Genomic DNA, 13,051 nt, shown 5'->3' with positions numbered 1-13,051 from the left:
GCATTTTCTGTATGTAATTTACTGGGTGAGTCAGCTCCCCTCCTTGATAAGGAGGGGCTGGGGGTGGTCAAAGTAAGTTTAGAGTGCTTAAGTTTATAATCAGTAGGCGCTGGCTATATTTTTATTAGATAAAGTAGTTCTTCTCTCAGTTAACATTATTTGCTAGGTGACTGTATTAATTTTTTAACTTTTTCGAAATTAATTTATTCAGTTTACTACCCCTTACCCCTCCTAAAATAGGAGGGGAGTAGGAATTGCTTTGGCCAAATTGGTTGTGAGTGTTAAGGTTTGTAGTTGGGAGGAACTGGCTATGTTTCTGTATGATTAAGTAGTTATTTTCTTGATCAGATGTATGTACTGTTTAATTTTTGGTATGCATTTTCTGTATGTATTTTACTGGGTGAGTTAGCTCCCCCATGATAAGGAGGGGCCGGGGGTGGTCAAGATAAATTTATAGTGCTCAGGTTTGTATTTAGGAGGTATTAGATATTCTTATAAGATGAAGTATTTCTACTCTTGATCAAATGGATATAAAGTTCAATTTGTATGCAGAAAATGCATACAATTTACTTGATGTGGTAGCTCCCCTCCTTACCAAGGAGGGGTTGGGGGTGGTTATTTGTTTTTAAAATGGCTTCTAATCACTTCTCAAACCAGCTCTTCAGATTCAAAAACATCAAGATTATTAAATCTGACTACCCTAATTCCTTTGAGGCAAAATCAGTTCGGTGTAAAACTACACCGGCTATTTATTTCTTCAGTGCTTTTCTCACTTCCGGGGCAATTTTTGTCCCAAATATTTCTATTGACTTCATCATTGCGTTATGAGATGGTCCGCCAACATCCATATGTGCAGAGAAACGGGTTAAACCAAAGGTTTCTTTCATGGCGAGAATTTTATCTACCGATTCATTTGCATCGCCAATAATTAGCGCTCCGCTACTGCCTCGGCCGCCATTAAACTGATTGCGTTGGTAAGGCGCCCAACCACGCGACCGGCCAATGCGGTTCATCTGTGCTGAATAAAGCGGGTAATAATAATCTGCAATTTCATTACTGTTTTCGCCAAATAAAGAATGCATATGCACGCCCACTTCAAACTTGTTCATATCATGTCCATAGGCCTGGTAAACTTTTTTGTAATAATCAAAAAGTGGTTTAAACTGTATAGGCTGGCCTCCGATAATGGCAAACATTACGGGTAGTCCCAATCTGCCGGCACGTTCTACTGATTCTGGCGTTCCACCAACGGCTACCCAAATCTTTAAATTGTTATTTACAGGCCTTGGTAAAACTTCCTGGTTATTCAATTCTGGCCTGAATTTACCTTTCCAGCTGATTTTAGGTTCCTTGTTTATTTTAAGAAGCAATTCGAGCTTTTCTTCATAAAGTTCATCATAATCTTGCAGGTTATAGCCGAATAGCGGAAAAGATTCAATAAAACTTCCACGGCCAGCCATTAATTCGGCTCTTCCGTTTGAAATTAAATCGATGGTTGCAAAGTTTTGGTATAATTTAACCGGATCAGATGAACTTAAAACGGAAACGGCACTGCTTAATTTGATATTTTTGGTTACCGTAGCTGCAGCGGCGAGTATAATTTCGGGACTGGATACGGCATAATCAGGGCGATGATGTTCGCCAATGCCGTAGAAATCCAAACCAACTTCGTCCATTAGTTTTATTTCTGCTATAATTTCCTGAAGCCTTTGCTGTGCGGGTTGAATTTCTCCTTTTGCATTGATCTGCAAATCGCCAAACATTCCGATACCTAATTCCATATTGTTAAATAATTTTAACAAAAGTAAGGTGTTTGTGTTTGTCGCTTTTTGATGTATGGTAAGAAAAAAGTTGAATTGAATATTAAACGGTCAATTTGCCCAAAGTATTTAAAATGGTTTCGAGCTCTTGATTGGGATAATCAAAATTTGTGGATTCTATCTTAAATTTTTTGCCATTTTCCAAAACGATATTGAGGTAAGAATAGCTTCTGCGTCCAAACGACTCTTCAAATGCTTTTATAAGCTTAACTTCACTCCATTTAAAGGTTCCTGGTTTAGTAAGGTGATTTCATTCTCATCCGCAATAATGGCGTATTCATCCTGCCTGGCGATTAGGTTTTTAAAGTAGAAAATAAAGAATATAGTTAATATGGACATTGAAATTATAGCTGATTGAACATAACTCAGATCAAACATAAATATTGGTGCAACAAAGAACAATGGAAAAATGCTGAAGATATAAATCATCATAAATATGTTTCCATTATCTTTAACTTTGATCGATTTAACCATATCCAACAATATTTATTGCAACTTCAAAGAACTCAATCCACTATAAACTTCATCAATTACTTTGCTTGTTTTCAGGAAATCCAGGATTCCATCGTGTGAGAATCTTCGCAGGTTTAAGCCATTAAGGAACATAAGATCAATATCAACCTATACCCAAAAAGATTCTGAAACGAGTTCAGAATGACGTATCGAAATTGCCAACTGCTAATTAAAAACCGAAAACTGCCTACCGCGAGCTGAAAACTACTCTATCTTCTTGCCTTTCATCGCAGTGGAAATAGCAGCATCCATTACACGCTCGGCAAAAGGGCGGGTAAATTCATTCAGTTCATCTGCTTTTTTAAGGATTGTATCCTTATCCTGAGTGGTCAAAGCCGTTTTAAGCGCTTCGATATGTGTTTTCGTTTCAGCTATTTCTGCTTCGGTTAAATGCTCCGCATGTTTTTCTATGAAGCGCTCAGCTGTATACTGCAATTGCTCACCCTCACTTCTGGCTTCAATCAACATCCTTTGTTGTACATCGCTTTGTGCGTGCTCAATGCTGTCTAAAAGCATTTTCTCAACGGTGTCGTCACTTAAGCCGTAGCTTGGCGTTATTTCGATCTCTTGTTTTACCCCAGAACGTAATTCAATTGCCTGTACGGTTAATATACCATCTGCGTTAAGCAGGAAATTGATATCTACTTTAGGTAAACCTGCGGGCATAGCCGGAATTCCCTTTAAATCGAACTCAGCAAGCTTACGGTTTTCTTTAACCAGATCGCGTTCGCCCTGGTAAACGGAAATTTTCATGTTTACCTGGCCATCAACTGAAGTGGTATACTGCCTGCCAGCTTTGGTTGGCACTTTGCTATTGCGTGCAATAATGACATCCATTAACCCACCCATGGTTTCGATACCTAAAGAAAGCGGGGTTACATCAAGCAGTAAGATATCTGATCGGTTTCCGGCCAATACATCAGCCTGGATGGCCGCACCTAAGGCTACTACTTCATCAGGGTTAATATCATCCTGAGGTTTTTTGCCGAAGAAATTTTCGACTGCCTGCTTTACATAAGGTGTACGGGTAGAACCGCCGACTAAAATGACCTCATCTATATCAGCAGATGTTAAATCTGCATCTTTTAATGCATTTTTACAGGCTGTAATCGTTTCCTCTACTTTCGCAGCAATCAATTGCTCAAAAGTTTGCTTATCAAGTGTACACCAGATTTCGCCTACCTGTTCATTATATAAATTTTGGTTCGATAATGCTTTTTTTGCTGCCTCGGCCTGTAGCCTTAGTGTTTGCATCAAAATGTTATTCTGAGCCAGCGCCGTTACATCAAGTTTATTCTGGGCGAGCCAGTAATCTAAAATGGCCCGGTCAAAATCATCGCCGCCCAAATAGGTATTTCCGTTGGTAGCCAACACTTCAAAAATACCGTTTTGAATCTGTAGGATGGAAACGTCAAAAGTACCTCCTCCTAAATCGTAAACGGCAATGGTTTTCTGCTGTGTAGGGTCTAAACCAATCCCATAAGCCAAGCTGGCCGCAGTGGGTTCGTTAACAATGCGCATCACATCTAAACCTGCCAGTTTTCCGGCATCGCGGGTGGCCTGGCGCTGGCTATCGTTAAAATAAGCCGGAACAGTGATTACAGCCCTGTTCACTGGTGTTTTTAGCGCATGTTCGGCCCTGGCTTTTAGCTCTTTTAATATTTCGGCAGATAATTCAATCGGGGTATAGAAACGGTTTCCGGCCTGAATTTTTACCAATGCATCGGTATCATCATCAATAATTTTGTACGAAAAAGTAGCGGCGTGATCGGCTACATCTTTATACGAACGTCCTAGTAGTCTTTTAACAGAAAATATGGTGTTAGAGGGGTCAGTAGTTAAAAATTCCTTTGCCTCGTTACCTACAACGGCTTCGTTCTGATTATTGAAATAAACTACTGATGGCACCAATACGCCCTTGCCCGAATCGTTAATCACCTTAGGATTTTTATCAGGGTTAATAAACGCAACCAAACTGTTGGTGGTACCTAAATCTATTCCGACGATAATTTCTTCCTTTTGAAACGAACCTGTAGCAAGGTTAATCGATATTTTTGCCATAGCCGCAAATTTACAATATTGTTCCTAGGTTTCAGAACCTGAATGTTTTTTAAAAGTCAATAGTTTTTTAGTCGGGAGTTTGGAGACAAAGTCGGAAGGCTAGGCGTGTTATTGGTTGGGAGTTCGGAGTTTTTTAAGTTGTGAATTGAAGGTTTATACCGTTATATCTATGCACCTCTGATCTTCAACTTCCGGACCTAGCTTTGTTTACCATTTAAGGCGTTTAAGAACATAAAAGGATTTAAAATGTCAATATTTTCAGCTCCTATATCATCGGACCTCCGACTTCCAGACTTCCAACTTATTTATTTTTCTCTTCAATCCAAAGGCTCATGTACTTTGTACTTTGAAGGGTATGGTGGTTTAAAATCTGGCCAATGAAGTTGTTTTGGCGGTGTTTAATTAAGCCTGAGAGCAATTCGTTTACTTTCTGGATAAAAGGATCAGCAAAAACAGCAATAGCATAACGTTCATTGATAATTTTGATGCCCTGTTGTTGTGCCGCCTGCCATTCGGATTGGTGCTGGTAAAGTTGAGCCGCTTTCTCGACAAATCGAGTCAAATCATCTTCAATAAAGCCATTCCAGGCCAGGCTGCCTTTCATGGCTTCGGCGCCAATAGTTGTGGTTACCGATGGTGTGCCGGTTAGCATGGCATCAATAAATTTGCCTTTAACCCCAGCACCAAACTGGATCGGTGCAAGCAAAATTTTGTGTTTTGCAATAGTTTCCTTTGCGTTTGCGGCCCTACCTCTAATGAAAAATCGCTCTGCTTTATTTTCAAGCTGCCATACCTTTTGTGTAGGATAGGCTCCGTAAATGTTCAAGCTGGCTTCGGGCAGTTTTTTCCGAAGCAAAGGCCATACTTTGGTTTTTAAGGTTTGCAAGGTGTGCCAGTTGGGCTCATGTAGAAAATTTCCAATGAAAACAAAATCGGCCCTGTCTGCAAATGGAATCCATTTTCGGGTCATGTCTGCAGTAATTTGCTGCTCCAAAAAAGGCAGATAATACAGTAAGCCCGGATCAATTTTAAACTTTTCCTGGAGCAGCTTTATCTCTGCTTCCGAAATAATCAAAGACAGATCACAGCGGAGGATGGCTGCAATTTCGCGTTTGGCAATATCTGAAAACAGGTTTATTGCTTCCTGCTTTTTGGTGCTTTGTTGTCGGGCCTGCCGTAAAAAATGAAGGTCTTCGGTATCTAAAATGCGCAAGGCACCCGGGCATTCCTGCTGTACGCGCCAGCCGTATTGTTCTTCAATCATAAAACGATCGAACAGCACAATATCAGGGTTAAGCGCTTTTAAAATAGTATTGAAGCTTTCGTCGTTTAACTTAATTTCCTGTTCAGTAACTGTTGTATAGCTAAAATCATAACTGAATTCGCTTTTTGATGCTGCCGAAGCAAAAGTGACCTGATAGCCATTAGCCAGAAATAAATCAATCAATTGGACTATTCTTGTGCCTGCTGCCGACGATCCGGGTTCGGGCCAAACCATTCCAATAATTAATAATTTCTTTGTGGTCATGATTTAATTTTCTGCAAAATAAATGGTTTTTAGCTCACAATTTTAAAACCGTGCCGATTATTTCTAATTTTGCAGCTCAATTACAAAGCATCGGATGTTAGGATTAAAATTATTGACAGACCCGCGTTGGGCAAATATTGCGGAATCGAATTTAGAAGAGATTTTATCTGACCATGCCTGGTGCGAACAAAAAGCCGCGAGTAATGCCATTACATTAATTACACAAAATTCAGAGCATCAGGAACTGGTTGATGAGTTAACGGCTATTGCCATTGAAGAAATGCAGCACTTTCAAATGGTGATCAATATCATTAAAGAACGTGGCTATACGTTAAGCCGCGAACGTAAAGATGATTATGTAGGCAGACTGGTGAAATTCAGTAAAAAAGACGGCAGCCGTAACCAGGCTTTTATCGACAGGCTTTTGTTTGCGGCCATGATTGAAGCCCGAAGTTGCGAACGTTTCCGGGTGCTTTCTTTAAACATTCAGGATAAAGAACTGGCTAAATTTTACCATGAATTGATGGTTTCGGAAGCAGGCCATTACACCACATTCTTAAACTTTGCCCGTAAATATAGTACTGATGTGGATGTGGATAAACGCTGGAAAGAGTGGCTTGATTTTGAAGGAGAACTGATTCAGAGTTTTGGTACAAAGGAGGCGATACACGGCTAGATCAGTTTTCAGTTGGTAGTTAAACAATTTCCAATTGGCTATGCTTAATGTTAACTACTCATTTTCAGTTTTAGAGTGGACTATATTAAAAAGACAACTGTTATTTATAACCGCTAACTGAGTTTTATAAATAAAAATGGAATGCCTTTTATCGCTCAGTCTTCCGACTTTCGGACCTCAGACTTTCTGACTTATAAATATTCCACAGCCAGATCACAATATCCTGATAGCTATCAATGCCTTTCTGCTGGTTATTCAATTTTAAGAAACGATCGAAAGCGGCGTCCATATAACCGAACATATCACCGTTGTATTTGCGCCAGAATTCTTTTTCTGTCTTAAAATCGGCTAAAACCTGCGGCAAGAGCCTATCGTGTAATATTTTGTAGTCATCTGGCGATTTCATTCTGATTTCGAAAAGAATATACCTGAGCATTTCATAATTGGCTGAATACTGGTAATTCAAATCAGGGCTATTGCTTGCCGTTAGGTAGCCTAAAAGATTGGCTTCATCTTCGTAAGCAATACCAAGCTGGTGGGCAATTTCATGGCAGGAAACGTAAGGTTTAACAAAATCAGGCAAATTCATGTTCATATTGGCTTCACCTGAAAGGGGGGCATAATAACCCTCAATGCCAATTTTACTGATTATCCAAGAATTTAAAACGGCCTTTAAACAAGGATTATTATACCTGAATACCTTGTTTCTTTTCGTCATAATTGAATACGCTGCTGCAGATTTAGATTCGAGCTCATTAATTGTGTAAGCAGGCAATTTAACTTGCATCAATTTTAAGCTGTTGGTTTTATCAACAAAATAATTGCCCAGAACTACCAGTTCTTTAGCACTATACTTTTCGTTGCCAATTCCCAATTCTTCTCTTATGCTTGGCCGGCTATAGTTTAAACCCCAAACTATTTTGAAAACGATATAAAGTATTAAACAAAAGTTTGAAATCTGTAAGGAAATAATAATTATATCGCGTTTTTTTAAGGATTGACGCCTTTTGTAAAATCTAATAATTTTATACAGTATAAAGCCAATAAGTAAAATATAAATTAGGTCGCCGATAGCAAAAGGGAAAATACCTGATATAAACCTTAAAGCTGAAGAAATGTAAGGATAAAAACCTGTTGAATAATATTTTTGGACAAGGGAAGGAAAGAAGCCGAATAAGTAGATAGTAATGGCTATTCCAAAAATAATAGGGGATTTTAATGATAATGAACGGGTTGCCATTAATTATTTGTAGTGACCTCTTAAAGAATAGATGTTTAAAATATCGTCTATTACATCGTAAATAATTCTGTGCTCTGAATTTATGCTTCTAGACCATTGCCCAGATAAATCGTGTTTTAATTGTTCTGGCTTACCAATACCCATGAAGGGATTTTCTTGAATTGATAGGATTAATTTCTGTATTTTTTTCTGAACGGCCTTATTACCTGATTTCTTCCAAAATTCTAAATCAGTAATTGCTTGCTCATGTAATTCTATTTGCATACAATTACCAGGTTAAATAAAATGGCTTATATTATTTCCACATCGTGTCAACATCAATTTTATGTCCATGTTTTCCAGCTTTTCTGGCATTTACTCCTCTTAGAACTTTCTCAACAAATTCTGGATTATAAGTGCTTTTCTCGGTAGTGAAATCAATCTTCAAGGCTTTTATAAATGCCTTTAGAGCGGATAGTTGTTCTTTATTTTTTGGATGTACTATTAATGTTTCCATGTTGGTTCATTGTGAAATACAAATATAACAAATCTATCTGGTAAATGTTAAACGCTTGCCAATCTGGTCGGTAGTGAATTTGCCTTTAACATAAGCGAGGTTACCAGATACAAAAGTGTGCGTAATACTGGCTTTAAAAGTATCGCCATCAAAAGGGCTCCAGCCGCATTTGTAGAAATTATTCAGTTTGGTTACTTTCCAGGGATCATTCAGGTCAACCAGCACCAAATCAGCCCAGTAACTTTCACGGATAAAGCCCCGCTTTTCGATATCAAAGCAAATGGCCAGGCTGTGCGCCGTTTTTTCGACAATTTTTTCTAAAGAGATCTTACCCTGTAAATGCATTTCCAATAAAGCCGGTAAAGCATGTTGTACCAACGGGCCACCCGAAGGGGCCTGCGCATAAGCCTGTTGCTTTTCAGCTAAGGTGTGCGGAGCATGATCTGTAGCAATAACATCGATGTGATCATTCAAAACACCAGCTAAAACTCCTTTCTGATCATCTTCGGTTTTTACTGCAGGATTCCATTTGATGAAATTTCCTTTTGAAGCATAATCTTTATCATTAAACCAAAGGTGGTGTATGCAGGCTTCGGCGGTAATTTTTTTATCTTTTAATGGAATGGTATTGTCGAATAACGAAATTTCTTTAGCGGTCGAAATATGAAGGATGTGTAAACGTGTTTGGTAGCGTTTAGCCAGCTCTACGGCCAGCGAAGACGATTTATAGCAGGCTTCTGCACTCCGGATCAATGGGTGCATCTCAATGGTTAAGTCATCACCGTACTTAGCCTTATACTCCGCTAGGTTATGACGGATAGTTGCCTCATCCTCACAGTGTGTTGCCACCAATATCGGTGCTTTGCTAAAGATGTTTTCTAATGTTTTTTCATTATCAACCAGCATATTCCCGGTAGATGAACCCATGAAAACCTTAATTCCGCAAACATTTTTCGGATCGGTTTTTAAAACCTCCTCAATATTATCGTTACTGGCCCCCATGTAAAAAGAATAATTGGCCAGAGAAGTTTGCGCGGCAATGTCATATTTATCTGCAAGCAATTCCTGCGTTAAGGTATTGGGTACGGTGTTGGGCATCTCCATAAAAGAAGTAATCCCTCCGGCAACAGCAGCCATGCTTTCGGTAAAAATATCGGCTTTGTGCGTAAGTCCAGGCTCGCGGAAGTGCACCTGGTCATCAATCATACCTGGTAAAAGATACTGACCTTCGGCATTAATTTCCTGTGCACCGGGCGCAGCAAGATTCTGTCCGATTTTATCGATCAATCCATCTTTAATTAAAACATCGGCTACAATTTTTTGTCCTTCATTTACAATGGTGGCAGCTTTTATCAGGTAAGTATTCATGGTTTCAAAGGTAAAAATAGATTTGAGAAGTTAGATAGGAGATTTGAGAAATTAGGACGGGTTTATATGTCAACACGGTTAATAAACTAACCTCCGTATCCTTTAGATATGCGCTTTCAGTCAGGTTTGATTTAAACCTTCTGCCTTACACCTTCAAACCCTCAACCTTAATCACTATCTTTGTACGCTATGGCGAAACCGTTCGAAGAATTTAAGTTAAACAGGCAAATTTTAAATGCTGTGGCCGATGCGGGTTACACCGTTGCAACGCCGATACAGGAAAAAGCAATTGCACCCATATTGTCCGGTCAGGATATTTTTGGTATTGCCGAAACCGGAACCGGAAAAACTGCTGCGTTCGTACTGCCGATTTTAATGCAGCTTAAATATGCGCAGGGCGACAATATACGTGCTTTGATCCTATCGCCAACACGCGAACTGGCTATGCAGATTGAAGAACAGGTAAAACTGTTCTCTACTTATACCGATCTGCGTTCATTAGTAATTTTTGGTGGCATTGGCCCTAAAACACAAAAAGAACAATTGGCAAAAGGTGTCGATATTCTGATCGCTACACCCGGCCGTTTCCTTGAGTTATACCTGGCCGGCGATATCAATACGCAAAGCTTAAAGTTTCTGGTGCTGGATGAGGCCGATAAAATGATGGACATGGGTTTTATTGGCTCTATACATCGCATTTTGGAAGTTGTACCGCGAAAGCGCCAAAATTTACTGTTTTCGGCAACCATGAGCGATTTGGTTCAAAAAATTGCCGGCGATTTCCTGAAAAATCCAACTGTTGTCGAAACGGCACAACAGGCAACTCCTGCAGCTAATGTAAGCCAAACCCTGTATGATGTTCCGAATTTTAAAACGAAATTGAATTTATTGCAACATTTACTGAAGAATGATGAGGCATTTACACGTTTAATCATTTTCTGTAAAACCAAAACAGTTGCGGATAATATTTTTAGTTTTATTGAACGTAAATATGGTGCTGATCATGTTCGTGTAATCCACGCCAATAAAGGTCAAAATACCAGAATCAATTCCATTAATAGCTTTAAAGAAGGAAATGTAAGGTTTCTGGTCGCCACAGATGTAGCCAGTAGGGGTATTGATGTAAGTGATGTAAGTCATGTGATCAATTTTGATGTACCCATTATCATTGAGGATTATGTACACCGTATTGGCCGTACCGGCAGGGCTTTTGCCAAGGGCGACGCCATAACTTTTGCTACTGAAGGCGAAAAATACTACGTACGTAAAATTGAAAAGCTCATCCGTCAGTCCATCCCGGTTGCAGCCATCCCGCAGGGGGTTTTTATAGAGGAAACCTCCTATGAAGAGCGCCAGCAGATCGCAAAAGAGATTGATCTGCAGAAACGCAAGGAAGATCCTGACTTTAAGGGAGCCTTCCATGAAAAGAAAAACGCAAAAGCCATAGAACAGAAGGCCAGGGATAAAGCTAAGGCAAAGGCGGGTAAGGCAGTTAAAAGTTTTAAAAAGGGTAAACGTTTTGATAAGAAAAAGTAATGATTAAACTTCGCGTTACGCCATTAAACATTGTTGGTGCAATTGGCTTAGGTTTAATGGTTACTGGTCTTTTTTCTAAAAAAAGTACGGCACCAGGGCAGATTAACTTCAGTGGCTTTTATTTGCTTATTCTGGGTTGCCTGGTTTTGGTTACTTTCGTAACAGATCTTATCTTTCGCTTTACTTTAAAAGATATTAAGCGGATCTGGATGGTAGAACTGTTATTCATCGTTATTGCGGCAATATTGATGTTAATATTACAAAAACTATTATAATATCAAAGCAAAGTATTTGGTAAAATCATCATCTTTGCCCCGAATAAAATACCGGTAAATTGGTGTATTCCGTTTATCGGTGAAACCCATTTTGAAAATATGAAAAAAGCAGAAATAAAACTAACCGTTGAGTTAGATGAAGGTAACAATCCGGAGAACATACTTTGGGAAAGTACAGATTCAGGAAATGCTGATAAAGTGCCTGCAAAGGCTTTGTTTTTATCCGTTTGGGATCATAATTATAAAAATACATTAAAAATAGATCTTTGGACAAAAGACATGCCTGTAGATGAAATGAAGCGTTTTTTTTATGAAACCCTGCAAACCATGGGCGATAGTTTTTTGAAGGCAACAGGCGAAACGCTGATTGTAGAAGACTTGCGCGACTATTGCGCCCACTTTGCTGATAAGATGGGTATTATTGAAGGACAGTAGGCTGGTTATTGGTCATTGGTTTATTGGGCATTGGTTTATTGGGCATTGGTTTATTGGTCATTGGTCATTGGTCATTGGTCATTGGTCATTGGTCATTAAAAAATTGCCATGCAAGTTAGTGATCAATCATTGCCTTATTTCGTAAACCTTTCAATTATTAAAATTAAATTAAGCATCTTAAAACTATGTTAGTATTAAATAAATTCATGGCTTGGTTAGGCATTTTGTTATGCGTTATTGCCGGTTTCTGCCCAATGTTGAAAGTGCCAATCAAGGGTAATTGGAACTTATATCAATCTGATGCACGTTTATTTTTGATCACATATGCCATCATCGCTATTTCGGTGTTATTCCTTTTTATCAGAAAAGTTGGGGCATTCCGGTTTTTGAGTTTCATCATGGCTATCTGGTATATTTTAGCTGTTATTGCTGTTTATTTTACCGCTCATAACTATACTAAATATGGTTTTGCGAATAAACTGATCGGCAAAGTGGTCCATTTCCAGTGGGGATGGATTGTATTATTGGTAGGCGTTATATTGATGCTTTTTAGTGTTAAACGTGGAGAAAAAATAACAGCTTAGGTTTTTAATGCAATTGCGATGTTAATTTAGCTACATCGTATCCTTTAGCTTTGCACCTGGCCACAATTTCATCATGGGTTTTCTTCGGCATTTCCGGATTACGGCTCATGATGAATAAAAATCGATGATCGGGATGACCTACTACCACATAGGAATAATCAGCTGCAAGCTCGATAATCCAATAGTCTACCTTGATCGGCCAGATAAATTGCACCTGTAATGCTCCTTTACTACCGTTTTCTGATGGGAACATCTTCGATGTTCTGGAATAAACCTTTTCATCCCCGGGCTTTTTGTAAGTGGTTACAACGTTATAATAGCCATTTTGATTTAAGGTATAATTTGTAGTAGTCTCCCTGCTGCCTTTATCAAAAATTGTAGGGATAGAATATAATGAATACCATGTTCCTGCATATTTTTTTAAGTCTAATTTGGCTATAGGGACATTTTTTTCTATAGGTAAAAGGGCGAAAAGAATAAAGAGTATGGAGCAGATTGTTTTCATCTCAGCAGGGTTTG

14 protein-coding genes are annotated in these 13,051 nt (G+C 38.9%); 5 read left to right on the top strand and 9 right to left on the bottom strand.

Features of this window, described 5'->3' with window-relative positions; translation table 11 throughout:
* Positions 1–749: 749 nt before the first annotated feature.
* The 4 genes from BM107_RS23430 to BM107_RS23415 all read right to left on the bottom strand — a co-directional run bounded on the left by BM107_RS23430 (position 750) and on the right by BM107_RS23415 (position 5,922).
* Positions 750–1,781, bottom strand: coding sequence for an Atu2307/SP_0267 family LLM class monooxygenase (locus tag BM107_RS23430; RefSeq protein WP_090987930.1), 1,032 nt, complete (start codon positions 1,779–1,781; stop codon positions 750–752).
* 237 nt (positions 1,782–2,018) lie between these two features.
* Positions 2,019–2,294 (bottom strand): hypothetical protein, encoded by a 276-nt coding sequence (locus tag BM107_RS23425; protein WP_090987928.1) that lies wholly within the window; start codon positions 2,292–2,294, stop codon positions 2,019–2,021.
* A 243-nt stretch (positions 2,295–2,537) separates the two neighbouring features.
* Complete coding sequence (gene hscA, locus BM107_RS23420) at positions 2,538–4,394, bottom strand: Fe-S protein assembly chaperone HscA (protein ID WP_090987926.1); 1,857 nt, start codon at positions 4,392–4,394, stop codon at positions 2,538–2,540.
* Between the two features lie 301 nt (positions 4,395–4,695).
* Positions 4,696–5,922: a glycosyltransferase family 4 protein gene (locus tag BM107_RS23415; protein WP_090987924.1), complete on the bottom strand. Its 1,227-nt coding sequence runs from the start codon at positions 5,920–5,922 to the stop codon at positions 4,696–4,698.
* A gap of 94 nt (positions 5,923–6,016) precedes the next feature.
* Between BM107_RS23415 and miaE the strand changes: the two genes are divergently transcribed.
* A complete protein-coding gene (miaE, locus tag BM107_RS23410) occupies positions 6,017–6,598 on the top strand; it encodes a MiaE family protein (protein ID WP_090987922.1) in 582 nt (193 codons plus the stop codon).
* Between the two features lie 148 nt (positions 6,599–6,746).
* Here miaE and BM107_RS23405 read toward each other — a convergent pair whose 3' ends face one another.
* The 4 genes from BM107_RS23405 to BM107_RS23390 are packed head-to-tail and all read right to left on the bottom strand — an operon-like array spanning position 6,747 to position 9,702.
* The gene (locus BM107_RS23405; protein ID WP_090987919.1) at positions 6,747–7,838 is read right to left on the bottom strand and encodes a DUF3810 domain-containing protein; all 1,092 of its coding nucleotides are present in this window, start codon (positions 7,836–7,838) and stop codon (positions 6,747–6,749) included.
* Between the two features lie 3 nt (positions 7,839–7,841).
* Complete coding sequence (locus BM107_RS23400; RefSeq protein WP_090987917.1) at positions 7,842–8,102, bottom strand: Txe/YoeB family addiction module toxin; 261 nt, start codon at positions 8,100–8,102, stop codon at positions 7,842–7,844.
* A 31-nt stretch (positions 8,103–8,133) separates the two neighbouring features.
* Positions 8,134–8,334 (bottom strand): DUF2683 family protein, encoded by a 201-nt coding sequence (locus BM107_RS23395; RefSeq protein WP_090987915.1) that lies wholly within the window; start codon positions 8,332–8,334, stop codon positions 8,134–8,136.
* A gap of 33 nt (positions 8,335–8,367) precedes the next feature.
* On the bottom strand, positions 8,368–9,702 hold the full coding sequence (locus tag BM107_RS23390; RefSeq protein ID WP_090987913.1) for a dihydroorotase: 1,335 nt from the start codon (positions 9,700–9,702) through the stop codon (positions 8,368–8,370).
* Between the two features lie 189 nt (positions 9,703–9,891).
* Between BM107_RS23390 and BM107_RS23385 the strand changes: the two genes are divergently transcribed.
* From BM107_RS23385 to BM107_RS23370, 4 genes are all read left to right on the top strand, one after another.
* Positions 9,892–11,238, top strand: a complete 1,347-nt coding sequence (locus BM107_RS23385; RefSeq protein ID WP_090987911.1) for a DEAD/DEAH box helicase — start codon at positions 9,892–9,894, stop codon at positions 11,236–11,238.
* Positions 11,238–11,513 (top strand): hypothetical protein, encoded by a 276-nt coding sequence (locus BM107_RS23380; RefSeq protein WP_090987909.1) that lies wholly within the window; start codon positions 11,238–11,240, stop codon positions 11,511–11,513. The genes BM107_RS23385 and BM107_RS23380 overlap by 1 nt, the downstream gene beginning before the upstream one ends.
* Positions 11,514–11,612: 99 nt before the next feature.
* Positions 11,613–11,948 carry a gliding motility protein GldC gene (gldC, locus tag BM107_RS23375; RefSeq protein WP_090987907.1) on the top strand — a complete coding sequence of 112 codons (336 nt, stop codon included), beginning with the start codon at positions 11,613–11,615 and terminating at the stop codon, positions 11,946–11,948.
* 185 nt (positions 11,949–12,133) lie between these two features.
* Positions 12,134–12,532, top strand: coding sequence for a hypothetical protein (locus tag BM107_RS23370; RefSeq protein ID WP_090987905.1), 399 nt, complete (start codon positions 12,134–12,136; stop codon positions 12,530–12,532).
* 4 nt (positions 12,533–12,536) lie between these two features.
* On the opposite strand, the gene BM107_RS23365 is transcribed toward BM107_RS23370, so the two are convergent.
* Entirely contained in the window at positions 12,537–13,037 is a 501-nt protein-coding gene (locus BM107_RS23365) for a lipocalin family protein (protein WP_090987903.1), read from the bottom strand.
* Positions 13,038–13,051: the final 14 nt, after the last annotated feature.

The sequence above is a fragment of the Pedobacter suwonensis genome (assembly GCF_900111825.1).
Taxonomy (GTDB): Bacteria; Bacteroidota; Bacteroidia; order Sphingobacteriales; family Sphingobacteriaceae; genus Pedobacter; species Pedobacter suwonensis.
This window is presented reverse-complemented; position numbering and strand designations above follow the sequence as displayed.